Origin of the sequence: Paenalicyclobacillus macrosporangiidus (assembly GCF_900116805.1) — a bacterium.
GTDB lineage: Bacteria > Bacillota > Bacilli > Alicyclobacillales > Alicyclobacillaceae > Alicyclobacillus_H > Alicyclobacillus_H macrosporangiidus.
Map to the genome: position 1 here is coordinate 153,905 of NZ_FPBV01000005.1, position 23,141 is coordinate 177,045.

A 23,141-nucleotide genomic window follows, 5' to 3' on the forward strand; every position below is an offset into this window, starting at 1 on the left:
GGCGATGCCGGCGACAGATCTGTTGCATCAACCGTACGGATCGACGATGGGGCCGATGATCATCGTCACCGCAGCAGCGTTTATCGTGATGATCCTGGAGTTTCTGCTCCGCAAGGGGGACCGCCGGTGGTTGTCGGGCCTGTCCCTGGCGGGGATTGCCGCAGCGTTGGTGGCGGCGCTGTGGAACTTCCACCACGAACCGGCCATTGCGCTGAATACGGTGGTGGTCGACGCCTTTGGCTCGGTGTTTTCGGTGCTCATCCTCATCAGCGCGCTGTTGGTGCTGCTGTTCACGCTGGACTACACGGGCAGGACGAAGGTGGCGAGTGAGCACACGTACCTGATCCTGTTCGCGGTGGTCGGCGCCCTGGCGATGGCGACGGCGGTCGATCTCGTCACGCTCTACGTCGGCCTCGAACTGCTGTCCGTGGCGAGCTACGTGTTGGTGGCGCTGCGGCGGCACTCGGCGCGGTCGGTGGAAGCGGGCGCCAAGTACCTCTTGATGGGAGCGGTCGGGTCGGCGGTGGTGTTGTACGGGATGTCGTTCGTCTACGGCATCTCGGGCACGACGAACCTGATTGAACTGGGATCCAACGGATTCGCGATGTACAACAACTACCCGGCCATCACGGTGCTGGCGTTCCTCCTGATGCTGGCTGGCATGGGCTTCAAGCTGTCGCTGGTGCCGTTCCACATGTGGACGCCGGACGCTTACGACGGCGCCCCGGCGCCGATCTCCGCCTTCCTGGCGACGCTCTCGAAGACGGCGGCGTTCGGGATGCTGCTGCGGATGCTCTTATTCGCGTTCAACGCGGCGGCCACGCAGTTGTTCTGGTGGGCGGGCGTGCTGGCGGCCGTCACCATGGTGGTCGGCAACCTGATTGCCCTGCCGCAGCGCAACATGAAGCGGCTGCTGGCGTTCTCCAGCGTGGCCCAGGCGGGCTACGTGCTGGTCCCGTTCGCCCTGATTCAGACGAACCACTTCAACGACTGGCCGGGCCTGTTCGACAGCATCTCGTTCTACCTGTACGCGTACACGTTCATGACCATCGGCGCCTTCGCCGTGGTCTACGTGGTGTCGCGCGCCCGCAACACCATCGACTCGGACGCCCTGATTGGCCTGTACCAGCGGTCTCCCTGGCTGGCGGCGGCATTGACGGTGTTCGTCCTGGGGCTGGCGGGCATGCCCTTGACGGCGGGCTTCATCGGGAAGTTCTACATCTTCACGGACACGGTGCACCTGCACCAGGCTTGGCTCGGCGTGCTGTTGTTCCTGACGAGCGTCGCGTCGTTCTACTACTACCTGGGCTGGGTGCGCAAGATCTTCCAGCGCGAGCCGGTGGGCGATATTGAACCCATCCGCGCCAGCGGCACGATGAACGTGCTGGTCGGCCTGTGCGTGCTGGGCACCATCGCGCTGGGCGTGGTCCCGGCGGTGCTGTTGCACCCGCTGCTCAACTCGGGCTGGCTGTATTGAGCGGCGGTGGATGGAGCGGCCCCGATGGCGGGGCCGCTTTCCATTTACCCATGGAACGAATCGTTGAGGACCATGTACGCTTCCCTGAGATTGGAGAATGCCAGGATGACGATTGCGGCCGAGATCCCCACCCATCGCTCCCTGGTCAACGGGCGTCTTTCGGACGAGGGGATGGCTTTCCGCTTCAGGGAAAACAGTGAATTCATTTCGTGGCGAGGCAGCGAGTCCGTCGCGGCAGCAAGCAAGGTGTAGGCAGCGAGCTCATACAAACCGCTTCGGTGGAGCACGGCAAACGACGGCGCCATCCGGTGGGGCAGCGGCATTCCAAACGGAGGTCGTGGCATAAGAACCTTTTCATGACATCGCCTCTCCACAAGGGATGGTCACCATAGGGGATTCGACGCCGGAATGAAATCAACAAGACAGAATCATCTGTATCATTTCTCCCTTCCATACCGTCATCTCGCCTCCACGAACATCCATGCGTGCAATGAATGCGGCTTCATTCTGCGAATCGACTCCCATATTCGCGAAGGGGTCCCGTTGTCCTTCTCTCGACCGCGCACCGTACGAAAGGACGATTGGCGCGGTCGGAGACGGCCCCGTGGGGTATCTGTCCAGGGTCGGCGGATGGCGATACGGCTGCGATCCCGGTGCGCAAGTTGGGCGGTGAGGCTCCATCCCGGCCCCTCAGGCCATCTGTCATCACCGCGCGGGTGGCAAACGGATCGCCCCTGTGCTGGGCAGCCTGGACGTCCCCCCAGAGCGAAGGGGACGGCGTTTGGCCGGATTTTCGGACTATGGAAGGCACTTCGCCGTCGCATTCATGGATTTGGCGGGCACGTTAGGCCGGGATTTCGGACAAAGTCGCGTGGTTTCCGCATTTCATCCTGCGATATTGTACGATTTTCCGGCCAAAACACCGGTTCCGACGTAGTCCAGGCAGGCGGCAACCCGGCATTTACTTCGGCGATTCGGCTTATGTCTCCCCAACGGTGTCGCGGGAAGCGGTCCCGGGCCGTCCCACAGCCACTTCTCCCGCATGCGGCCACGCATCCTTTGACAGCAACCCCCGCGACTTCCTGACCGAAATGTGTACCCATTGCAGAAGATGCCCGGTCTCATCTCTCCGAGAATGTCAGCCGGAAGGGAAGTCGACGCATGGACCAGCCGGAATGGCGCGACCCGCCACATCTCGATCCGTCGGACGCCGGGCGCTCACACGAACCACGGCGGCAACGCCGGCGTCTGGGAGGCGGACTACTATTGGTCCGAGGCCGACAATCAGTGGGTGCAGCCCACACAGATCTACATCGTCCAGACCATCGTCGGGGTTTCCGACGTTGGAAGCGGCTCCGTCTACTGGGAAGAGGCGCTGCCCGCTTCCTCGGGAAATGATCTCTATGTCGCCCAGATGCGGTATGATTCGAAGACCAACACCATGCAGTCCCTGTGGCTGGGGAACTGGGTGTACGGTCCTTCGTTCGCCGACGGGGATTCTTGGGTCGTCCAGATGCCAGACCAGACGCAGAAAGGGTGGACGGTGTACACCCCGGCGCAGTAGCGCCAGCCGTCGGGGGGTCCAGGTGCCGCCCGCCGTTCGCGGGACTATCAAGCCACCCCATATCGTGGAGAGGAGCCCTATGATGTTCACCATTCGATCCGAAAGTCCAAAAGACTTCACTTCCATCCGGGAGGTACACCTGCGCGCGTTCGAGGGCGAAGGGGAAGCCAACCTGGTGGAGGCCGTACGCGCCTCCGACAACTTCGTCCCGGAGCTGTCCCTGGTGGCCGTGACGGACACTGATGAAGTGGTCGGCCACATCTTGTTCAGCATCGTGGGGATTGAGACCGACACCGGGATGGTGCCCACGCTCGCCCTGGCCCCAATGGCTGTCTTGCCTGAATATCAACATCAGGGCATCGGGTCCGCCCTCGTCCGGGAAGGCTTGCGGAGGGCCGCAGAGCTCGGCTTTGAACACGTCGTCGTATTGGGCCACCCGAACTTCTATCCCAAATTCGGGTTTGTGCCGTCCACGGCGAAAGGCATTCAGTCTCCGTTCCAAGTGCCGGAGGAAGTGTTCATGGTCCATGAAATCCAAGCGGGTTCGCTCGACTCCATACGCGGCACGGTGAAGTATCCGCCTGCGTTCGATCACGTGTAACCGAGCACGAGCGGGACCGCGCATGACCCAACGAAGCAGGAGATCCCGCGCGGCCGCCGAACCCTAACGAAAGGAGGGGAGCCACCGATGCTCGCGAGCGCCATCGATCAAAGCCGCGCCGTCCTCATGGCCGTCGACGGCTTGGTGTTCATCGTCGCCTTCTTGTTCGGCACCTACGTCTGGTGGCGGGCGCTCGCCATCCTCAAGTGGGAGAAGTTTGTGTTCGATCCGTTCGGGCACCAAACCCGCGTGCTCCGCTTCCTGCTCGCGCTCTGCGGTGGATTTGTCCTGGCCGTGGTCGCGGTGATCTACGTGCTCGCCGGGCAGGCGCTGCGCATCTTGCTCTGATTTATCGGTGAGGAGGACTTGCATGAACCGACCCGATGGATGTCCCACGCATTCCCTGTCCGGGGGGTGGCGCCGATTCGCGCTGTGCGTGGCCGGCCTGCACGTGGTCGGCCTGTTGCTGTGGCTTCCGGCGTTGCCAGGGCACCCGATTCTCCTCGGCATGGGGCTTCTGGCGTACACGTTCGGGTTGCGGCACGCGCTCGACGCCGACCACATCGCCGCGGTGGACAACACCGTGCGCAAGCTGACGGAGCAGCGGCGAGATCCCTCCGGCGTCGGCTTCTTCTTCGCCCTCGGCCACTCCACGGTCGTCATCCTGACGGCCATCGCCACCACCTTCGCCATGCACTGGGTGGAGCGGGCGCTGCCCGGATTTGAGGCGGCGGGCGGCGTGATTGGCGGCACCGTCTCCGGTCTGTTCCTGCTCATCGTGGGGTTCATCAACTTCGCCATCCTGGGGCGGACCCTGCAACTCGCGCGCCGCGCGGGCACACCGGGCGTCGGCGCCGGCGCCTCCCCGGCCGGGCCGCTGACCGCCCTGTTGTGGCCCCTGTTCCGGTTCGTGAGCCGGAGTTGGCACGTGTATCCCATCGGTTTCCTGTTTGGGCTGGGGTTTGACACGGCCAGCGAGATCGCACTGCTCTCCATGTCCGCCTCGGCCGCCCATCAGGCCGTGCCGGTGTCCGGGCTGACGGCCCTTCCCATCCTCTTCTCCGCAGGCATGACCCTGCTCGACACCGCCGACGGCGTGTGGATGGCCAGCGCCTATCGGTGGGCCTTCGCCGATCCCGTGCGCAAACTCCGCTACAACCTGACGGTCACGTCCATCTCCGTCGCCGCCGCCATCACCATCGGTGTCATCGAGCTCGTGCAGGTGTGGAGCCCGCAGATGGGACTGAACGGGGGAATCTGGAAGAGCCTTCAGGAGCTCGACATCGGGCCGCTGGGCGTGGGCCTCATTCTGGTCCTGGCGGCCATCTGGGGTGTGACCCTCATCGCGTCGCGCGCGTCGCGTCGGCGGGGCGTGAGCGCCTAGGCGCCTCGCCACGCCGCGGTGCGTGCGGTGCGTCCCGCACCGGGCCGCGTTTCATGCCGGGCCTGCGCCTCCCCACCCAGGCGCGCCATTCGAGAGGAGGACTTGCACATGTCTGAAGCTTGGAGAAGTTATTTGGAGACCCATCGGGATCGATTTCTCAACGAATTCCTCGAACTGCTGCGCATTCCCAGCGTGTCCACCGAACCCTCGCTGGCTGGCGAGGTGCGGCGAGCGGCGGAGTGGACGGCGGATCGACTGCGCCAGGCGGGCATTGAAAACGTGCAGGTGATGGACACCCAGTGCCACCCGGTCGTGTACGGTGACTGGCTGCATGCCGGGGCGGACAAACCGACGCTCCTGTTCTACGGCCACTTCGACGTCCAACCGGCCGATCCGCTGGAGCTCTGGACCTCTCCGCCGTTCGATCCGCGCGTCGAAGACGGCTGTATCTTCGCCCGCGGCGCCAGCGACATGAAGGGGAGCCTGTTGCTGCCCGCGATTGCCTGCGAGGCCCTGTTGAAGACGGAGGGCAAGCTGCCCGTGAACGTCAAGTTCCTGTACGAGGGCGAGGAGGAGATCGGCAGCCCCTCGCTGACGCGGTTCATTCAGGAGAACCGGGACAGGCTGGCGTGCGACATGGTGGTGTGCGCGGACGGGGGCGTCGGTTCCGAGGACGATCCGGTGGTCAATGTCGGCCGACGCGGCCTGACGGCGCTCGAGGTGACCGTGCGCAGCGCCAACACCGACCTGCACTCCGGTGGGGCCGGCGGCATGGTGCACAACGCCCTGCACGCGTTGGTCCAGATCCTCGCCTCCATGCGCGACGAAGAGGGCCGCATCCTCGTCGAAGGCTTCTACGATGACGTGAGGCCGTTGACGGAGGAGGAGCGGGCGGAGATCGCGAAGGCCCCGTTCGACGCCGATGCGTACAAGGCCGCCATCGGCATCAAGGACTTCTTCGGCGAGCCGGAGTACACCCCGCAGGAGCGCAACGTCGCCCGCCCGACGCTGGAGGTCAACGGCCTGTGGGGCGGCTACCAGGGCGCCGGGACGAAGACCGTGATCCCGTGCGAGGCGCACGCCAAGATCACCTGCCGCCTCGTGCCGGACCAGGATCCCGAGCGGGTGGCGAAGTGCGTGATCGATCACATCCACAAAGTCGCCCCACGCCAAGTCGAGGTCTCCATTGAGACGTTCCCGGGCGACGCGGACCCGTACCTGCTGCCGGCGGATCACCCGGGTCTCCAAGCCCTGGAGAAGGCGGTGGCCGCCGTGTCGAAGAAGTGGCCGGCCCGGGTGCGCGGCGGCGGGACGGTGCCCATCACGGGCATGATGAAGCGCCTGCTCGGCGTCGACACCATCACGCTCGGCGCCTCGGGCGGGATGGAGCGCGCCCACGCGCCGAACGAGTTCGTTCGCATCCGGAACTTCGAGCGGATCCAGTACGCGTACTGCATGCTCTTGCAGGAGCTCGGCGCGCGCTGAGTTCGCGGGGGTAGGGGGGCGCCGTGCGGGGGCCGGTGGGCCGGTGGGCGGCGCGGCACGGTGTTCGCGAGGGGCGGCGGGATCGATAGCAACGGTTCTGTATTTACGGAAGCTGCGGCAGCCGGATGTAACATCGGTTTCGTACTTATCCGCCATCGCGGCGTCGTCCACGGGCATACTAGCGGAAACGGTGGAGACCTTTTGGAGGTGACGCGGATGCCCCTGGATGATGACCGTCGCGGCCGTGTGCGGCGGGCGGTGTGCCTCGCGCTCGGAGCTGCGTTGGTGGCCGCTGTGCCGCAGATCGGCACGGTGCAGGCTGAGTCGGTGGGCCCGGACCCGGCGGAGGCGTCGCGGGTGGTGCAGGCCGAGTCGGCGAGTTCAGGCCTGGCCAGGGGGGCGTGGGCCACCCAAGCCGAACCCGCGAGCTCAGGCCCAGCCGGGCCGTCGCGGGCGACGAAACCCGCGACGACGCAGCCCGCGGCGGCGAGCGAGCCTCTGGCCCTCGCCGCTTCGACCCCCCGGTCCCTCGCCGCTCCGGCCCCCGCGGTTCCGGCGCAACCGGTCCTCCTGGCCACTGCCGCCCCGCAGGCCCAAGCCCCGCAACCCGGCTCCCGGGCCCCAACCAAGCCGGCACAGCGTCCCAATGTCAAGCCGGAGCCGGCGTACGCGCCGTGGGGCAGGATGGCCATGCGGATCGTGCAAAATCGTTATCCCAAGGCCGCCATCGTCGACTACCTGCACGTCGGGCGGCGCAACCTGTCGGCCACCCGGGCGCAGGAGACGTTCAAGCTGTGGTTGCGGCAAGGAAAGCAGGAGTTCGGCGTGTACGTGACCATCACGTTCAACACGCAGACCCAACGCGTCCTTCGCACCGATCTGCGCAGGACGGTGCGCTAAAACGACGGACCCTGCGGCAAGCTACCAGCGTGCGAAGCCACTGCGGCGAGCTCCCGCGGGAAGCCGCCACGGCACGCCAGGCGCGCGAAGCCACTGCAGCAAGCAACCGCGGCAAGCCATCCCGGTAAGCCACTACGGCCAGCCACCACGGCAAGCCCCCGCGGGGGATGGCGGAGCCAATCACCGGGATCGATCCCCAAAACAGGGGGTTGTGAATTATTTCGTTTGGCTATACGATATAGCTGAATGGGGTGGAGCTATGGCAGGCGAGATGTCGCTGGAGGTCCTGTTCGAGGACCTGCAGAAGGTGAACCGGGCGCTGCGGGCGGGATCGTTGCGGCAGGGCGATCTGCAGATCACGCGGGTCCAGTGGATGATCCTGCGCACCCTGCGCAAACGGCCGGGGTGTCCCATCGGGCAGTTGGCGGAGAAGTTGGACGTGCGGCCCAGCACCATGTCCCAGATGCTCGATCGCTTGGAGAAAATGGGCTGGATCATCCGCCGCATCAGCAGCACCGATTCGCGCGTCCGCACGGTCGATCTCACGCCGGAGGGGGAGCGCGTCATCCGCGCGGTCGAGAGCACCTGGCTGTCGCGCCTGCGCCGTCCCTTCGAGGCGTTGAGTGAGGAGGAGCGCGTGCAGCTGGTGACGCTGTTCCACAAGCTCGCGCAGGCCATCCCCGCCGACCGGGGTGTGGACGATCCGGACGGGCAAGCCATCCCGCCCGACCGCAGCGTGGACGAACCCCGCGGGCCGCACGATTTCGCCACTGGCCAGGGCGATCCCGTCGACCGCTGACCTCGCACGCCGGCAACGCACGCCCCAAGCATCCAGGGGAGGGATCCGGATGAGCCAGGGGGACCATCCGCCGATGTCCGATTCCGTCGTCGTCGAGGGGCTCAGCAAGCGGTTCGGCGCTTATCAGGCCGTGGACGACGTCTCCTTCCGCACCCAGGCGGGGGAGTGCTTCGGGCTGCTCGGCCCCAACGGGGCGGGCAAGTCCACCACCATCAAGATGCTGGCCACACTGCTCCGGCCGGACGCAGGCCGTGCCCTGGTCGCCGGATTTGATGTCGTGGCCGAGCCGCAACGGGTTCGATCCGCCATAGGCTACGTCCCCCAGATGCTCTCGGTGAACAGCGCCCTGACCGGGTACGAGAACCTCGTCATCTGCGCCCGGCTGCAGGGGCTTCGTCCCAGGGCGCGGAAGGTGCGGATCGACGAGGTCATCACCATGCTTGGGTTAGAGGACGCGGCCCACCGGCTGGTGCGCACCTACTCCGGGGGAATGGTGCGGCGCCTCGAGATCGGCCAGGCGATTCTGCACCGGCCGAAGGTCCTGTTCCTCGACGAGCCGACGGTCGGACTCGATCCGGTCGCCCGCCAAAGCGTCTGGGAACACATCGAACGCCTGCGCCGCGATTACGGCATGACCGTGTTCCTCACCACCCACTACATGGAGGAAGCCGAATCCCTGTGCAGCCGCATCGCCATCATGAGCCGCGGGCGCGTCGCCGCACTCGGGACGTTGGCGGAGCTGCGGGATCGCGTCGGCAATCCGGAGGCGACCCTCAACGAGATCTTCGTCCACTTCGCCGGCCAATTCCAACACGAGGGAGGGCTGCGGGATGTCTCACGCACACGCCGGATCGCACGCCGCCTCGGTTGAGACGCAGCCCGACGTCTACACGAACCCGGTATGGCGCTACCTCGTCCACGCGGCGACCATCGTGGATCTCGAGCTGCGCAAGCTCCGCCGCGATCCCAGCGAGCTCATCATGCGCGCCGTCCAACCGGCCCTGTGGCTGTTGGTGTTCGGCCAGGCCTTCGGGCGTCTGCGCGCGGTGCCCACCGGCGGGGTGCCGTATCTCGCCTTCCTCACGCCCGGCATCCTCGCGCAGTCCGTGACGTTCATCTCCATCTTCTACGGGATCGCCATCATCTGGGAGAGGGACATGGGGATCCTGCAGAAGTACCTGGCGACGCCCATGCGCCGTTCCGCGCTCGTTCTCGGCAAGCAGCTGGGCGCCTCGACCCGTGCCATCAGCCAAGCCGTCGTCATCCTCGTGCTGTCCTGGCTCGTGGGGGTGCGGCTGCATGTGGGGTGGAACGTGATCGCCGTGTTGATTCTCGTCATCCTGGGCGCCGCATTTTTCGCCGGCATGTCGATGGTGCTGGCCGCCTTGCTCAAGACGCGGGAGCGGATGATGGGCATCGGCCAGGTGATCACGATGCCGCTGTTCTTCTCCTCCAACGCCCTGTATCCCATCAGCATCATGCCGGCCTGGCTGAAGGTGGTTGCGACCATCAACCCCATGACCTACCTGGTCGACGGCCTGCGCGGCCTCCTGCTCGGCACAGGCACGCACGCCGTCTGGGCGGACGCGTTGATCCTCGCCTTCGCGGGCACGCTGATGCTGGCCCTGGCGTCGTACCTGTTCCCGCGCCGGCTGGCGGGGTGACGCGGTGGCACCGGGGGATGCCTCGCGCGTTTGCGACCTCGATCCCGCGGGATCGTAAATGCGAAAAGGTGGTTATATGCGGACGCCGTCGCTATCAATCCCGCCGTCCCACACCATAACCACAACTCTGTTGTTACGGGGCGCGCACGCCGCTCCGTCTCTATGGACTCTATGAACTTCCGCTTCCCGATTGGTATAAATCCTTTCCTCTCCGCCCACACTGCCAGTAGAGACCCGGAGCGGAAAGGGGAGGTCCACGATGAAACGGTGGTTGTTGGCGGCATTGGTGGTTGGGGTGGGGGTGTCGATCGCGCAGTCCCACACCGCCTCGGCTGAAGCGGCCGGTTCGGCACAGGCGGTGCAGGCGAGCGGCCCGTCGGCAACAGCGCCTTCGCCGGCCCGCGCCATCACGGCCTCGGCGCGCACCAGCGCCCCTGGGAACACCAGCGCCGTCGGGAAGACCAGCGCCACCGGAAGCACCAGTACCGTCGGGAACATCAGCGCGGTCGGGAACACCACGCCGGACTCCGCCCGTGCCTCGGCGGACCTCGTGATCCAAAGCTTCGCGGCGACGGGGGCCAGCGCGAGCGGGTACGAGGTGCACAACTGGAGCCAGTCGGAGGGGCGGTTCCTGTCTGAAGCGGAATTGCAAGGGCTTCTGGGCAAATTAAAGCAGGAATTCCATATCCAAAACGCGAAGCAGGTGCATCAAGCGGGAAGAAACGACACGTTTTGCGCAATCTATGGGGAGAGGGCCGACGGCGCCAGCGTCATTCTGACCGCGTCCTCGTATCACCCGAGCCAGGGCCCGGATACGACCGTGTTGGTGGTCCGCATCGACAAGGCCTGGACCACGCCCGTCACTCCGGTGGCGTCCGCGGCGGCCCCCACGTCCGCGGCGTTGCCTACGTCGGCGGCGCCACCCACGTCCAAACCGGCCTCCGGGGCGGCATGGGGCAGCCTCGCCACGGGGTTCCGGGCCGACTTCGCCCAGGTCCGGCAGGGCGTCGCAAACGCCGGTTTTACGCCACAAATTAGCGGTTGTATCGAAGGATCCGTGAATGCTAGAATGAGTGGCGGTCAAAAGGAGCGGCTCATCTCCGAAGCTTTAGGGGCAGTCCGAGCGCACCAAGTGGAGGGAATTACCAGTGGCGGCGTCATGAGCATCTCGGCCGATTCCCCCGGGGTTGCGAACGGCATCCTGACCCATGGACATCGCATGAACCTGCAAGTGGCCATCCATGACGACACCTACCACGAGCGAACCAACGTCCTGGTCGGTACGCCCATCATCACCATCCCCTACTGACGGCGACCGTCCGTGCGCCGGAAGGGGGGCGGCGTACCGTGGCTCCCACCCGAAGGACGCGGAGTTTGGCGCACAGGAGTTGACGCAATGGCAAAGATCATCATCGACGGCGGCCGCCGCCTGGAGGGGACGGTTCGCATCGGCGGAGCAAAAAATGCCGTGCTGCCCATCCTTGCAGCCAGCCTGTTGGCGTCCCGGGGAGTCAGCGTGATCGAAGAAGTCCCGTCGCTGCTCGACGTGCAGCACATGGCCCAGACCATCGCTGCCCTGGGGGCCAAGGTGGACTGGATCGATCACGCCATTCGCGTCGACGCCACGCAGCTGCGGAGCGTGGAGCCTCCGTACGATCTCGTTCGCCGCATGCGGGCGTCTTTTGTCGTAGCGGGACCTTTGCTGTCCCGGTTCGGCGAAGCCATCATCGCCCTGCCCGGCGGCTGCAACATCGGCCCGCGACCCGTGGATCTACATATCAAGGGCTTCGAGGCGATGGGGGCCTCGGTGACGATGGAGAACGGGTGCGTACATCTGCGCGCGCCCCGCGGCGGTCTGCGGGGGGCGCGGATCTACCTGGACATCGCCAGCGTCGGGGCCACCCAAAACATCATGATGGCGGCGTGTCTGGCCAACGGCCAGACCATCATCGAGAACGCGGCGAAGGAGCCGGAAAATGTCGATCTCGCCAACTACCTCAACGCCATGGGTGCCCGCGTGCGCGGGGCCGGGACGGATACCATCCGGATCGACGGCGTGAAGGAGTTGACCGGGGCCGTGCACAGCGTGATCCCGGACCGCATCGAGGCCGGGACGTTCCTCATCGCGGGCGCGGTGATGGGCAACGGCGTCTACGTGGAGAACGCGTTGTCGCAGCATTTGGCGGCGTTGATCGCGAAGCTGACGGAGGCCGGCGCCCAGCTTGAGGACGACGTGCGGGGCATCAAGGTGTGGCCCATCGAGGGATCGCGGCTGCGGGCCATCGACGTGAAGACGCACTACTACCCGGCTTATCCGACGGATCTCCAGGCCCAGATGGTCGCCGCGCTCACGACGGCCCAGGGGACGAGCATGATGACGGAGACGGTGTTCGAGAACCGCTTCATGCACGTGGCGGAGCTGCAGCGCATGGGCGCCGAGATCCACATCGAGGGGCGGACGGCGGTCATTGAAGGCATCGAGGCCCTGACGGGCGCGGAGGTCACGGCCACCGACCTGCGCGCGGGGGCGGCCCTCGTCATCGCGGGGCTGATGGCGAACGGCACCACCACCGTCAGCGGGGTGCACCACATTGATCGGGGTTACGAAGACCTGGTCGGCAAGTTCCAGTCGCTCGGCGCGAGCATCCGCCGCGTGGAGGAATAGCCGGCCGGGATGGGACAAGCGGTAACCGGAGGGCGGCCGGGTCGGGCGCGGCTCGGTCACGGGCCGAGGGGCCCCCGGCCGTGTTGCCGCCCGGCCAAGTCCGGTACATACAGAATGAGGCTCGCTGCGAGGGTGCGGCGGGCCTCTCTGTTTGGGTTCGCTGGCAAAGCGCCCACAAAAAGACGCAGCCGCAGGACCGGCTGCCAAGGGTAAGGGGGAAACAGAACAGAGGAAGAAGTGAACGGCCAATCGCACGGCTGCCAGGGCGTTGACCGGCACCGGAGCGTTCCTGCATCGGTGCTTGTTATACGCATACGATCCTGCCGCCATCGTTGTGGGGGTTCTACGGTTTCGGATTTGTCCGACATCCAAGTACCCAGCCCGCGTGACGGTCCCTGTCGATTTCAGTGGACGGTCTGTCCGCAGGCGCTCTCAGGCGCTGACGGATGCCACGGGTTCACCTCCCGGCCCAACTTTTCCCGGACAACCGCCCGGGTGGGCGCACGTCCAGGAGCCGCATCCCCGGTTCACGTATCGTAACGGCAGAGACCAAAATCCCCACCGGAGGGTGTCGGCGATATGGAAGTGCATATCATCCACAAAGAGATTGTCAGGCCGTACGTCGGCAAGTGGGTGCATTGTCACTCCGTCTACGGGATGCATGCCGGGTTGCTGCACCGTGCGTTGCACGACGGGATCGTGCTCATCCACCCGGTGACGCTGGCCAGCGGATCGCCGCAGGAAGAAGGGCAGATCCGCGCCGAAGGGGACGCCCCCCTGGCGGCCGGAGACGTGCGCCAGGCGCAATTCTTCCTGCCGTTTCCGGGTCTGTTCATCCCGTACGGCGGCATTTTCGGCCTCTGGCCCCGGCCGCCCATCATCATCTGAGGTCCCCCGCGCGATCCTTCGCCCATAGCGGGGGACCCCGCCCGGGCTTCTCCCGCGGCTGCGGCCCGGCAACGCCCCGTCCCGCCTCGCGACGCACCGCGGCTGCCGCGCGTCTCTCATCCCTCCTTCATAATCCCGCCCCCGCGCGCATACTCATCATCCCAGGTTGTCCGCAACCGATGCCCTGCGGAGGAGGGACAGGCCTTGCCCAATCCGGAGAACACCCATCCCCAACCCCAAGCCGCGCCGAACGGCGAGAAGGACGAGGTGCCCCAGGCGGCGGAACCCGCGCCGAAGGGGGAAGTCCGCCCGGTCACCCCGGTGATTCCCCTGCCGCGATCCCGCTCCGCACCCCACAGCCCTGCCGCCTCGTCCCAGCCACGGCCGGAGCGCGCCCAGCGGGGTGCGGGCCTGCGCAACCTGCAGGTCCGGCGTGGCGCACGTCTGCGCAACCTTCCGGCCTTGCGCGGGGGTCTGCGCCTCCTGGCGGCCCTTCGCGGGCTCTGGCCGCACCAAGACCCGCCCGCCCTTCTGCGTCCGCGCGCCCTCTGGCGCCGGGTGCACCGCCGCCTCCACCCAGGGCCGCTGGGGTGGCCGGGCAAGGCTGGGATCGCCTTCGCCGCCGCGTTCGCTGCCGTGGTGCTCCTGCCGGCGGGGATGGCGCTGACCGTGCACGGGAAGGGCGGGGGAGGCCTCGGGATGGAAGCCTGGGTGGACAGTTGGGACGCCCACACCGTGCTGCGCGTGTACCACATGGAGACCGGCCAGGTGACGCCCGTGGCGTTGAACGACTGGCTGGTCGAAGTCCTGGCCGCGCAGATGAGCCCCGACGCGCCCATGGACGCCCTCCAGGCCGCCGCTGTCGCCGCCCGGACCTACGCGGTGCGGGCGCTGTCCCATCCGGCGGAGGACGGCTCCGCGTTCGCCTATCAGCACAACGCCGACCTCACCGACAGCCCCGTCCTCGATCTCCCGCTCCTCCCCGCCGAGGCCCAGGCCCAGCGCTACGGCGCGCGCAACCCCGTGTACAGCGCCCGCCTGCAGCAGGCCGTGCAGGCCACCGACGGCCGGATTCTGACCTACAAAGGCCAACCCATCCTCGCCTTCCTCTTCGGCCAATCCGCCGGGCGGACGCGGGACGCCGCGCAGGCGCTCGGGCGGTCGCTGCCGTATCTGCCCTCCGTCCCCTGTCCGGACGACGCCGCCCATCCCGTCACGCAGACGCTCCAGTTCACGCCCGTCGATCTCGCCGGTCGCCTCAACTGGCCCCCTTCCGCAGGACTGCCTGACCCGTCCGCGTTCCGCGCGGTCGCCCAGGATTCGTACGGCTACGTGAAGATCGTGGCCTGCGGGGACCGGACCTGGTCCGGGACTGACTTCGCCGCCCGGCTCGGGCTCGCCTCGACCCACTTTCAACTGTCGGCGCAGGCGGGGAAACTCGTCGTGCGGGTGCAGGGGGAGGGCAGCGGGATCGGCATGAGCCTGCACGAGGCGGCGGCGATGGCCGGGCGGGGGAAGGCGTGGCGGGACATCCTGTCCACCTTCTATCCCGGCACGGAGGTCACGGGTGGTTCGTGAGGGGCGCGCACCGGCGGAATCCATTCCCTGGCCAGCATCTCCCCCGGATTCTGACAATCTCATGCGCCGCGTGGTATAAAACATTGGCAATGTGGCGACACTCGTGAATGAGGTGAGCGCCACATGGATGAAAACAAGCATCCAAACCAGAATCTGAGCAAAGAGAATCCAAAGGGCAGCCAGGCTCCGGAGACCCCGGGCAGCGCCCCCATTGCATCCCGCCGCGTCTTCTCGAAACGCTGGGTCTACCCGGCCATCTACCTCGGCGCCGCAGCGCTGATCATCGGACTCATGTATGTAAAGAGCCAGACAGGCACCAGTCCGGTGACCAGCACGGATGTCAACGAGGGGCAGGGCCAGACCACGACGACCACCACGCAGGCGCTGACGTGGCAATGGCCGGCCGATCCCGCCGCCGCCACCAAGGTCACCCTGGGCTTCTACCCGGCCAAGGGCACGGCCGATCAGCAGGCCGCCGCGCTGGTGTCGTACGACAACGGCTACTATCCGCACCAGGGAGTCGACATCAAGGCGGGCTCCGGCCAGCCGTTCACGGTCCTGGCCGCGGCCGACGGCAAGGTGACCGCCGTCAACGCGGATCCCAACAACCAAGCCAACCAACTCAAAGGGTTGACGGTGGTGGTCACGTCTCCCGGCGGCTACGAGGAGCATTACGAGTCTCTCTCCGCCGTCAAGGTCAAGGTCGGGGACACGGTCCGCGCCGGACAAGCCATCGGCACTTCGGGCACGTGCCTCTTCGAGCAGTCGCAGGGCAACCACCTGTTCTTCGCCGTCTACAAGGATGGCCAGTTGATTGACCCGGCGACGGTGCTGCCGAAGAGCTGAGGCTCGCCTGAAAGATTTCCTGGAACAATCACGTACGAGACGCGCGACGATACGGGGTGACGGTCGCTTCCAAAGGAAGCGGCCGCCTTTTTATTTCCCGGGGAGGATTTGCGAGAAAACGAGAGGGAATAGCCAAAAACAAGCCCTGACAAGCTCTAACCGCGTGTCACAAGGCATATGGTGTACACCCCCTCATATACTGTATCAGACCATCTGAGCAAACCTGGGGAGGCGAGGGGAGTGCATGATTATATCAAGGAGCGTACGCTGAAGATCGGCGAGTATATTGTCGAGACGCGCAACACGGTTCGCACCATCGCGCGCGAATTCGGGGTGTCCAAGAGCACGGTCCACAAGGATCTGACCGAGCGGCTGCCGGAGATCAACCCGGAGCTGGCCGGCCGGGTCAAGGAGATCCTCGAGTACCACAAGTCCATCCGGCACCTGCGGGGAGGAGAGGCCACGAAACTCAAGTACAACAAGGAGGCGTCGGACGACGCCCAAGCGCGATCCGCGTCGAAAAACTTTCAAACGAGAAAAGGAGTTTCCAGCGGTCTGTAGAATCACTCTCTATTCGGACGAAACGTGATTGACACACCCATGCGCGTTGGGTGCTTGCGCCTCAGCGCCCTCGGTGGAAGGCCATTGCAGCTTGTGCCTGCGCGAACTCTGGGACATCCGTACCGTGGCAGCAGATACGCTCCGATGCACGCTCAGTTGGGGAGGACTCGCCGCAAATGTTTTCCAAAGACATCGGTGTCGATCTCGGCACCGCAACGGTTCTCATCCACGTCCGGGGACAGGGGATTGTCCTCAACGAACCCTCAGTGGTCGCCATTGATCAGACGACGAAGCAGGTGGTCGCTGTCGGCGAAGAGGCCAGGCAGATGCTCGGCCGCACGCCCGGCAACATCGTCGCCATTCGCCCGTTGCGCGAGGGCGTCATCGCTGACTTTGAAGTGACGGAAATCATGCTGCGCCATTTCATTCGGAAAACCATCGGCAACAGCGTCATGATGCGTCCGCGCGCCATCATCTGCGTCCCCGCCGGCATCACGTCGGTCGAGCAGAAGGCGGTTCGGCAAGCCGCGGAGGCGTGCGGCATCAAGCACGTTGATCTCATAGAAGAACCGAAAGCGGCCGCCATCGGCGCCGGCTTGAACATCTTCGAGCCGAGCGGCAGCATGGTGGTCGACATTGGAGGAGGCACCACGGACGTCGCGGTCCTCTCGCTCGGCGACGTGGTGACCTCCGCTTCTCTGCGCATCGCGGGGGACAAGTTCGACGAGGCCATCGTCAAATACATCAAGCGCGTGCACAACCTGCTCATCGGTGAGCGCACTGCGGAAGAGCTGAAGAAAGAGCTCGCCACCGTGTACCCGAACAGCCGGACCGGCGAGATGGACGTGCGCGGCCGCGACATGGTCAGCGGCCTCCCCAAGACCGTGACCGTGCACGCCGAGGAGATGCGGGAAGCGTTGCAGGAACCGGTGGAGCAGATTGTCGCCGCGGCCAAGTCGGTGCTGGAGCGGACACCGCCGGAACTGGCGGCCGACATTTTCGACAAGGGCGTCGTGCTCACCGGTGGCGGGGCGCTCGTCGACGGCCTGGACAAGCTGATGATGGATGAGCTGCAGATTCCGGTGCACGTCGCGGAGAATCCGACCCACTGCGTGGTCCTGGGCACGGGCATCATGCTCGAGAGCCCGTACTACAAGAAGTTCAGGGCGAGCGCCAAACCATCGGGGCGGCCGAGCGGCGCGGCGGAGCGGATGTGAAGCGATGCGAGATCGCGCTGGGAAGGAGGATGACCTGTGATCCGAGGACTGACCACGGCCGCATCCGGGATGACGGCTGCGGAACGGATGCAGCAGGTGCTCACCAACAACCTCGCCAACACCGAAACCCCAGGGTTTAAGGCGTCAAACGCCGAATTGCTCAGCTTTCCGGAGCAGTTGCTGCACATCATGGACTACCAGGGCGGCAACCCGGCATTGGGACCGGCCATCGGCACGATGCCGACGGGGGTCACGTTCCAAGAGGGCGTGCTCTGGTTCAGCCAGGGCGATCTCGTGCAGACGGGCAGGGCATTGGACGTGGCCATCTCGGACACCACCCCCGCCGGCCCGTACGCGGCGGTGGCGGCGGGGCCGGGGGGCGGCGCCGGTGCCGGCGGTGCGCCGGGCCTGGCGTCGGTCCAGGGCCCGGTGACGACGGGGGCCGGCGGCGTGCTGCAGGTGAACGGGCGCCCGCTGGCGGTCGTCGGGGCGAATGGACAAGCCATTCCCGGCGTGATGGCTATCCGCAATCCGGCCTATCAGGGCGTGGCCCTCACCGCGGCGGACGGTACGGCCAATTACGATGCCCAAGGCAATCCTTCCTACCTGTTCGCAAACGCGGCGGGGCAGGTGCTCGGGCGGCCCGGCCAGCCGGGCTGGGAAGGCGCGTCGCTGCGCGTGGGGACGGAAGCGGACATGGGCTGGCACAGCTTCTTCCCGGTCGCCTTCTCCTCGGGACAGGTGGCGCAGGGCCTGGTCCTGACGCGGGACGGCCATTTCGACGTGGACGGGAACAACATCCTGGTGGACGCGTCCGGGCGTCCGGTGCTCCCGGTGGGGGCGGACGGGCTGCCAATCCTCAACGGGCGCATTCGCATCAACCCGAACTACACGGGGACGGAACTGTTCGGACCGGACGGCGGGCCCGTGGTGGATGCGCAGGGGCAGGCGTCGTACAGCGTGATCGACACCAACGGAAACGTGATTGCGGGGCGGCTCGGCACGGTGGACGCGGACGTGACGCAGCTGCAGCCGCTCGGCGAGACGGAGTTCGAGGTCGGCGGAACGCTGAATCCGGCTCAGGTGCGGGCGTTGCTGCGGCCGGGCACGGGTGCGCTCAAGCCGGGTGCAGAGGAGCAGAGCAACGTCGACGCGGCGGCCACGATGACGAAGATGATGGCGGTGCTGGCGCAGTACGAGGCGAACCAGCGGGTCATCCGCACGGAGGACAGCCTGCTGCAATTGGCGGTGGAGCAGGTCGGCAAGGTCAACGCGTGATGAGGACGCGGCCGCCGGGCGGAAGGGAGGAGTCGCTATGCAGTCGCTGTGGACGGGGCTGTCGGCGTTGCAGGCGAGTTTACGGTGGTTGGACAGGGTCTCGGAAAACGTGGCCAACAGCGATACGCCGGGGTATGCGGCGGACGCGGGATCGTTCGCGGACACGTTCACCCAGGTCTGGTCGTCGCAGGCCACCGCGCCGAGCGTCGCAGGCCGCTATACGCCGCCGGGCTGGGCGGGGGGCACGGGGGTGCTGGCCGTCAGCGCGGAGAAGCGGTTTGAGGGCATGCCGTTGCAGCGCACGGATAACCCGCTCGATCTCGCCGTCCAAGGCAACGCCTTCTTCCTGGTGGCGGGGCCGGATGGCCAGACCCGCCTGACGCGGGCGGGCAACTTCATCTGGAGCCGCCGGCCGGACGGGACGGTGGTCCTGGCGACGCAGACGGGTGATCCCGTGCTTGACACGCAGGGACGCCCGGTGCAGGCCCCTGGGGGCCAGACGGACGGCTTCACCGTCAGCGCCCAGGGAGACGTCAGCTTCGGCGGGAGGGCGACGGGCCAGCGGATTGCCCTGGCCGAGGTGTCGCTGCCGGATCAGCACCTGGTGCCGATCGGGAACAACGAGTACATCCCGGACCCGGCGGCGAACGTGCGCGTGGTGAACGCGGGGGCGGCTGGCGCGGCCGGTGGTGCCGGAGCGGGCACGGACACCGTTCTGCAGGGGGCGTTGTCGATGAGCAGCGCCGATCTGGTCAAGCAGATGACCGATTTGATTCAGGCCCAGCGGATGTTCGATTTGAACGCCGAGGCCCTTCAAGTCACCAACCGCATGATGCAGGACGCGAACGGGATCAAGGCGTGATGGAAGGGCGCGGTTGATGACAGCAAGCGCGCGTCATTCATCCCGGGATGGCCGCCGCTCGCCTTCCGGGTCCTCCTCATCGGCATTCGATTTCTTGAAGAATCCCAGCTTTTCCGCGTCCTCCAGGCGGTAGCTCAACACGATGAAGGCAAAGCGGCTCTGGGGTTCGCCGGACGCGTCCGCGGGCGAGTCCAGGGGCAAGTCCCCGGACGTGACCTCGCGCGGGTCCCCGGATGCGTTCATAGGCGTGTTCTCGGACGTGCTCAGGGAAGTGTCCCCGGGCGCGCTCAGGGGCGGGGCCTTCGCATCGTCTTCCTCGTTTCCGGAATCAATGACGGCGTTCAATGCTCTCGTCTTCGCACGCCACTCGGATTCTGTAAGGTCGTTCCAGGAGACGGTCATGTGAACGAGCGGATCGTCCGGGTGGCGTCCTTGATTTGTCGGGTGCCGCTCTTCATTTGCCGGGTGGCGTCCTTGATTTGTCGGGTGGTTCCCTTCCTCTGCGGGGGCCCGTTTCGCGCGCTCTGCCCGCAGCCGGGCGCCGTATTCTATCAACCGAAGGCCGGGCACCAACATCTGCTCGAATTGCGCGGTGACCGAGGGCATGTTCCCGAACACGGCGAGATCCAATGAAAAGTCCAGCTCCGGATGGGTGGACTGGTACAACTTCTCAATCAGGTTGCCGCGTTGCCGGGTGTCCACCACCTCCAGCAATCCCGCCTCCTCGAGCTTGTGCACATGGTAATACACTCTGGACGGGAGTTCGCCGATTTTCTCAGCCAGTTCGTTCACGGAGACAGGGCGGCTGGCATATTCGAGAATTCGGCTTCGCCGCGGGTCCAACAGCAGTTTGACCAACTCGGCGTCACGGAGTGGTTTCGGTTTCGACATGTGCATTCTCCCCAGTTTGAGACAGCGTCCAATTCATGGGTGGGTCATCCTTGCCGCGCCCGTCCTGGCGGCGATCACGCTGGCGATACCCATCCTTGCCGCGATCATCCTGGCTGCGCCGGTCCTTGCGTTGCCGGCTTGGGACCGCATGCAGCGCTCTGTATCCCTTGAGCCACGGGAACGTCACGGCGGTCATCACCAACATTAAGCCAGAGACCGAGGTCGCGGTCAACGCGCCGAAGGCCGCGGAGAGCCATCCGCCGGACAGCACGCCGGCCATGGAACCCAGGTTGACCGCAGCTTGCAATAGGGCCGCACCGCGCCCCCGGAATTCCGCGGGTGTGATGGTGATGAACAGGCTGCTGACGGGAATGTTGACGAGGGCGTTCAGGATGCCCGTGACCATTGCCCATGCGTAGATGGGTACAAGACCGAAGAAAAGTTGCAACTGGTTGAGGGCGAGGACCGCGATGAAGCTGATGCCCAACAGCCCGCAGGTGGCCATGAGCGTGGTGCTCGGACGAACGCGCTTCAGCACCGCCGGTGCGAACAGGGCGCCGACGATGGTTCCGGCCGCGAAGGCACTCTCCATCAAACCGAAATGGACTTTCGGCACTTGGAACACTTGCAGGAGCACCACATTGTAGGTGGTATTGAAAACTCCCGCAGCCAGGGTCACCGGAATGAACAACAGCAGCAGAAAGCGCAGCGCGGGCACCTGGACCACGTGCCGGACTCCGGATCGCAGAGCATCCAGGTACGATTCTTTCTCCGCATCATACCCCGGCTCATTCCCCGTCTCTTTCTCCGCCGCGACGACATCGGCCGCATTGCCCACGTGCAGGGTTGCGATGAGCACCGCCGACAGAACGAATGTGCAGGCATCGAGGATGAAGATCAGCGGCACGTTGTGGAGGGCGAGCAGCGTGCCGCCGACGGCCGGTCCGGCGATGCGCATCGCGGACCATGTGCTTTGAGAGATGGCCTGAGCCTCGGCGACGTGGGCTTCACCCACCACTTGAGGAATCACCGCGGATCGTGCGGGCGCGAACAACGCGGTGCCCAACCCGTGCAGCGCCACCAACACGATCAGCACCATCGGGTGCCGCGCAGCGGGGATCATCGCTAGGACCACGCACACGCGGTAGAGATCGGCGCACACCATCAGGCGCTTCCGTGGCAGCCGATCCGCCAGCGGTCCGAAGAAAGGCCCCAACACGGAGGTGGGCAACAGTTGAGCAAACAGGACACATCCGACCATCCAGGCTTGGTCGGAACCCAGCGCGACGAGCACGACGATGGCGAGATCGGTGACGCCATCCCCGAACTGCGAGACCACTTGTGCCAGCCACAGTTTCCGGAACTCCTTCTGGCGGATCAGGTTCATGGCCGCACCCCGCAAAGTCATTGTCGATCGTTAAAATTTATTTTAACGATTCGACACCAGTTTACTGAGGTTCGAGCGGGAATGCAACACCTTCCATTTCGTGCCCGAGCCTTCGGTGTGCACCGCTGGAGTGAGCGGGGCGCGGAGGGGTGGAGTGGTGGGATTGGAGTGATGGCGGTGCGGAGCCGGGGGCTATGACAGGGAGGGAGATAGGAAAGCGGGCCCTGGCGGGCCCGCCGACCGAACTGTGCTCGACCGCTCTTGTTGCCCGGGCCTTAGTCCGTCCGCGACGTAAGCCAGGTTTTCGTATAAAAACCCCGGGGTTAACGGCTAGCACCCGCGCCGGAGCGAGGATGTAACCCGGATTTTCGTAGAAAAGCGCCGCGTGCCGTCTGTGGAGTGCCGCACTTAATCCGAAAATCTTGCTCTCACCGGGCCTGTGTGGTCGCTGGAGCCGCCCAACCCGGCAACTTAAACCGCAAAATCGGATAGCGGAGAGGCGGCCAGTGTCAATGAAACGACGCGAATGGCGGGTCCGCTACGGTGGGATTGGCGTGGTGGTGGCGATCGGCACGAGAGTTGTGCCAGGGAGGAAGATAGGAAGACGGGCCCTGGCGGGCCCGCCGACCGAACTGCGTTCGACCGCCACTACCACCCGGGCCGCAGTCGGTCGCGACGTAAGCCGGGTTTTCGTATAAAAACCCCGGGGTCAGCGGCGGTCAGCCGTGCTTGAGCGAGGATGTAACCCGGATTTTCGTAGAAAAGCGCCGCGTGCTGTCTGTGGAGTGCCGCAATTAATCCGAAAATCTTGCTCTCACCGGGCCTGTGTGGCCGTTGAAGCCGCCTAACCCGACAAGTTAAGCCGCAAAATCGGATAACGGAGGGGCAGCCGTGGCGGGGAGGCAGCCGCGGCGCGGATCGAATGGTGGGGCTGCCGAGGTTGGATTGGACTGGTGCCATGCCAAGGCCCGCTCGGTCTCTGCGAAGACGGCGCCGCGCTATGACGACCGCCGGACGCCCAAGGCCAGCTCGGGCCCCCAGCCCCGACGCCGCGCTCGTGTCGCCATGCTCCGCGCCGATCTCGGGAGCGCCAG

General features: G+C 65.8%; 22 protein-coding genes. 20 read left to right on the forward strand and 2 right to left on the reverse strand.

What is annotated here, in order from left to right:
- The first annotated feature begins 4 nt into the window (after nucleotides 1–4).
- From BM357_RS06285 to BM357_RS06380, 20 genes are all read left to right on the forward strand, one after another.
- Nucleotides 5–1,477, forward strand: a complete 1,473-nt coding sequence (locus BM357_RS06285; protein ID WP_074950706.1) for an NADH-quinone oxidoreductase subunit N — start codon at nucleotides 5–7, stop codon at nucleotides 1,475–1,477.
- Between the two features lie 105 nt (nucleotides 1,478–1,582).
- Nucleotides 1,583–1,729 (forward strand): hypothetical protein, encoded by a 147-nt coding sequence (locus BM357_RS19760; RefSeq protein ID WP_175511466.1) that lies wholly within the window; start codon nucleotides 1,583–1,585, stop codon nucleotides 1,727–1,729.
- Between the two features lie 883 nt (nucleotides 1,730–2,612).
- The gene (locus BM357_RS06295; RefSeq protein ID WP_074950711.1) at nucleotides 2,613–3,041 is read left to right on the forward strand and encodes a hypothetical protein; all 429 of its coding nucleotides are present in this window, start codon (nucleotides 2,613–2,615) and stop codon (nucleotides 3,039–3,041) included.
- Between the two features lie 82 nt (nucleotides 3,042–3,123).
- Nucleotides 3,124–3,642 (forward strand): GNAT family N-acetyltransferase, encoded by a 519-nt coding sequence (locus BM357_RS06300; RefSeq protein ID WP_074950823.1) that lies wholly within the window; start codon nucleotides 3,124–3,126, stop codon nucleotides 3,640–3,642.
- Nucleotides 3,643–3,729: 87 nt separating this feature from the next.
- Nucleotides 3,730–3,990, forward strand: coding sequence for a DUF1146 family protein (locus tag BM357_RS06305; RefSeq protein ID WP_074950713.1), 261 nt, complete (start codon nucleotides 3,730–3,732; stop codon nucleotides 3,988–3,990).
- 22 nt (nucleotides 3,991–4,012) lie between these two features.
- Nucleotides 4,013–5,026, forward strand: a complete 1,014-nt coding sequence (locus BM357_RS06310; RefSeq protein WP_074950715.1) for a HoxN/HupN/NixA family nickel/cobalt transporter — start codon at nucleotides 4,013–4,015, stop codon at nucleotides 5,024–5,026.
- A gap of 108 nt (nucleotides 5,027–5,134) precedes the next feature.
- Nucleotides 5,135–6,511 (forward strand): dipeptidase, encoded by a 1,377-nt coding sequence (locus BM357_RS06315; RefSeq protein ID WP_074950717.1) that lies wholly within the window; start codon nucleotides 5,135–5,137, stop codon nucleotides 6,509–6,511.
- Nucleotides 6,512–6,727: 216 nt separating this feature from the next.
- Nucleotides 6,728–7,411, forward strand: a complete 684-nt coding sequence (locus BM357_RS06320) for a DUF3889 domain-containing protein (RefSeq protein ID WP_074950719.1) — start codon at nucleotides 6,728–6,730, stop codon at nucleotides 7,409–7,411.
- Nucleotides 7,412–7,670: 259 nt separating this feature from the next.
- On the forward strand, nucleotides 7,671–8,210 hold the full coding sequence (locus BM357_RS06325) for a MarR family winged helix-turn-helix transcriptional regulator (protein WP_074950721.1): 540 nt from the start codon (nucleotides 7,671–7,673) through the stop codon (nucleotides 8,208–8,210).
- Between the two features lie 49 nt (nucleotides 8,211–8,259).
- A complete protein-coding gene (locus tag BM357_RS06330) occupies nucleotides 8,260–9,081 on the forward strand; it encodes an ATP-binding cassette domain-containing protein (protein WP_245783871.1) in 822 nt (273 codons plus the stop codon).
- A complete protein-coding gene (locus BM357_RS06335; RefSeq protein WP_074950723.1) occupies nucleotides 9,041–9,874 on the forward strand; it encodes an ABC transporter permease in 834 nt (277 codons plus the stop codon). Before BM357_RS06330 ends, BM357_RS06335 begins: the two co-directional genes overlap by 41 nt.
- A gap of 259 nt (nucleotides 9,875–10,133) precedes the next feature.
- Complete coding sequence (locus tag BM357_RS06340) at nucleotides 10,134–11,183, forward strand: YwmB family TATA-box binding protein (RefSeq protein WP_074950725.1); 1,050 nt, start codon at nucleotides 10,134–10,136, stop codon at nucleotides 11,181–11,183.
- A gap of 87 nt (nucleotides 11,184–11,270) precedes the next feature.
- The gene (murA, locus tag BM357_RS06345) at nucleotides 11,271–12,539 is read left to right on the forward strand and encodes a UDP-N-acetylglucosamine 1-carboxyvinyltransferase (protein ID WP_074950727.1); all 1,269 of its coding nucleotides are present in this window, start codon (nucleotides 11,271–11,273) and stop codon (nucleotides 12,537–12,539) included.
- A gap of 579 nt (nucleotides 12,540–13,118) precedes the next feature.
- Entirely contained in the window at nucleotides 13,119–13,427 is a 309-nt protein-coding gene (locus BM357_RS06350; protein ID WP_074950729.1) for a hypothetical protein, read from the forward strand.
- 204 nt (nucleotides 13,428–13,631) lie between these two features.
- Entirely contained in the window at nucleotides 13,632–15,005 is a 1,374-nt protein-coding gene (locus tag BM357_RS06355; protein ID WP_083430243.1) for a SpoIID/LytB domain-containing protein, read from the forward strand.
- A 123-nt stretch (nucleotides 15,006–15,128) separates the two neighbouring features.
- Nucleotides 15,129–15,851, forward strand: a complete 723-nt coding sequence (locus BM357_RS06360; RefSeq protein WP_074950731.1) for a M23 family metallopeptidase — start codon at nucleotides 15,129–15,131, stop codon at nucleotides 15,849–15,851.
- Nucleotides 15,852–16,091: 240 nt separating this feature from the next.
- Nucleotides 16,092–16,412 carry a sporulation transcriptional regulator SpoIIID gene (gene spoIIID / locus BM357_RS06365; RefSeq protein WP_074950733.1) on the forward strand — a complete coding sequence of 107 codons (321 nt, stop codon included), beginning with the start codon at nucleotides 16,092–16,094 and terminating at the stop codon, nucleotides 16,410–16,412.
- A gap of 176 nt (nucleotides 16,413–16,588) precedes the next feature.
- Nucleotides 16,589–17,629 (forward strand): rod shape-determining protein, encoded by a 1,041-nt coding sequence (gene mreB, locus BM357_RS06370; protein ID WP_074950735.1) that lies wholly within the window; start codon nucleotides 16,589–16,591, stop codon nucleotides 17,627–17,629.
- Nucleotides 17,630–17,665: 36 nt separating this feature from the next.
- Nucleotides 17,666–18,907, forward strand: a complete 1,242-nt coding sequence (locus BM357_RS06375; RefSeq protein ID WP_074950737.1) for a flagellar hook-basal body protein — start codon at nucleotides 17,666–17,668, stop codon at nucleotides 18,905–18,907.
- Nucleotides 18,908–18,944: 37 nt separating this feature from the next.
- A complete protein-coding gene (locus BM357_RS06380) occupies nucleotides 18,945–19,769 on the forward strand; it encodes a flagellar hook-basal body protein (RefSeq protein ID WP_074950739.1) in 825 nt (274 codons plus the stop codon).
- A 33-nt stretch (nucleotides 19,770–19,802) separates the two neighbouring features.
- Here the strand turns inward: BM357_RS06380 and BM357_RS06385 are convergent, their stop codons facing one another.
- Together BM357_RS06385 and BM357_RS06390 are read right to left on the reverse strand one after the other, a co-directional pair.
- A complete protein-coding gene (locus BM357_RS06385) occupies nucleotides 19,803–20,660 on the reverse strand; it encodes an ArsR/SmtB family transcription factor (RefSeq protein ID WP_074950741.1) in 858 nt (285 codons plus the stop codon).
- Nucleotides 20,635–22,047 carry an MFS transporter gene (locus tag BM357_RS06390; protein WP_074950743.1) on the reverse strand — a complete coding sequence of 471 codons (1,413 nt, stop codon included), beginning with the start codon at nucleotides 22,045–22,047 and terminating at the stop codon, nucleotides 20,635–20,637. The genes BM357_RS06385 and BM357_RS06390 overlap by 26 nt, the downstream gene beginning before the upstream one ends.
- Between the last annotated feature and the right edge of the window lie 1,094 nt (nucleotides 22,048–23,141).

Excerpts from the sequence above, each read along its gene's own strand:
- BM357_RS06360 (WP_074950731.1), top strand. The coding sequence starts at position 15,129 with ATGGATGAAAACAAGCATCCAAACCAGAATCTGAGCAAAGAGAATCCA.
- BM357_RS06305 (WP_074950713.1), top strand. The coding sequence starts at position 3,730 with ATGCTCGCGAGCGCCATCGATCAAAGCCGCGCCGTCCTCATGGCCGTC.
- mreB (WP_074950735.1), top strand. The coding sequence starts at position 16,589 with ATGTTTTCCAAAGACATCGGTGTCGATCTCGGCACCGCAACGGTTCTC.
- BM357_RS06285 (WP_074950706.1), top strand. The coding sequence starts at position 5 with ATGCCGGCGACAGATCTGTTGCATCAACCGTACGGATCGACGATGGGG.
- BM357_RS06300 (WP_074950823.1), top strand. The coding sequence starts at position 3,124 with ATGTTCACCATTCGATCCGAAAGTCCAAAAGACTTCACTTCCATCCGG.
- BM357_RS06295 (WP_074950711.1), top strand. The coding sequence starts at position 2,613 with ATGTCAGCCGGAAGGGAAGTCGACGCATGGACCAGCCGGAATGGCGCG.
- BM357_RS06315 (WP_074950717.1), top strand. The coding sequence starts at position 5,135 with ATGTCTGAAGCTTGGAGAAGTTATTTGGAGACCCATCGGGATCGATTT.
- BM357_RS19760 (WP_175511466.1), top strand. The coding sequence starts at position 1,583 with ATGACGATTGCGGCCGAGATCCCCACCCATCGCTCCCTGGTCAACGGG.
- murA (WP_074950727.1), top strand. The coding sequence starts at position 11,271 with ATGGCAAAGATCATCATCGACGGCGGCCGCCGCCTGGAGGGGACGGTT.
- BM357_RS06325 (WP_074950721.1), top strand. The coding sequence starts at position 7,671 with ATGGCAGGCGAGATGTCGCTGGAGGTCCTGTTCGAGGACCTGCAGAAG.
- BM357_RS06330 (WP_245783871.1), top strand. The coding sequence starts at position 8,260 with ATGAGCCAGGGGGACCATCCGCCGATGTCCGATTCCGTCGTCGTCGAG.
- BM357_RS06340 (WP_074950725.1), top strand. The coding sequence starts at position 10,134 with ATGAAACGGTGGTTGTTGGCGGCATTGGTGGTTGGGGTGGGGGTGTCG.
- BM357_RS06335 (WP_074950723.1), top strand. The coding sequence starts at position 9,041 with ATGTCTCACGCACACGCCGGATCGCACGCCGCCTCGGTTGAGACGCAG.
- BM357_RS06310 (WP_074950715.1), top strand. The coding sequence starts at position 4,013 with ATGAACCGACCCGATGGATGTCCCACGCATTCCCTGTCCGGGGGGTGG.
- BM357_RS06320 (WP_074950719.1), top strand. The coding sequence starts at position 6,728 with ATGCCCCTGGATGATGACCGTCGCGGCCGTGTGCGGCGGGCGGTGTGC.
- BM357_RS06380 (WP_074950739.1), top strand. The coding sequence starts at position 18,945 with ATGCAGTCGCTGTGGACGGGGCTGTCGGCGTTGCAGGCGAGTTTACGG.
- BM357_RS06390 (WP_074950743.1), bottom strand. The coding sequence starts at position 22,047 with ATGAACCTGATCCGCCAGAAGGAGTTCCGGAAACTGTGGCTGGCACAA.
- BM357_RS06350 (WP_074950729.1), top strand. The coding sequence starts at position 13,119 with ATGGAAGTGCATATCATCCACAAAGAGATTGTCAGGCCGTACGTCGGC.
- BM357_RS06385 (WP_074950741.1), bottom strand. The coding sequence starts at position 20,660 with ATGTCGAAACCGAAACCACTCCGTGACGCCGAGTTGGTCAAACTGCTG.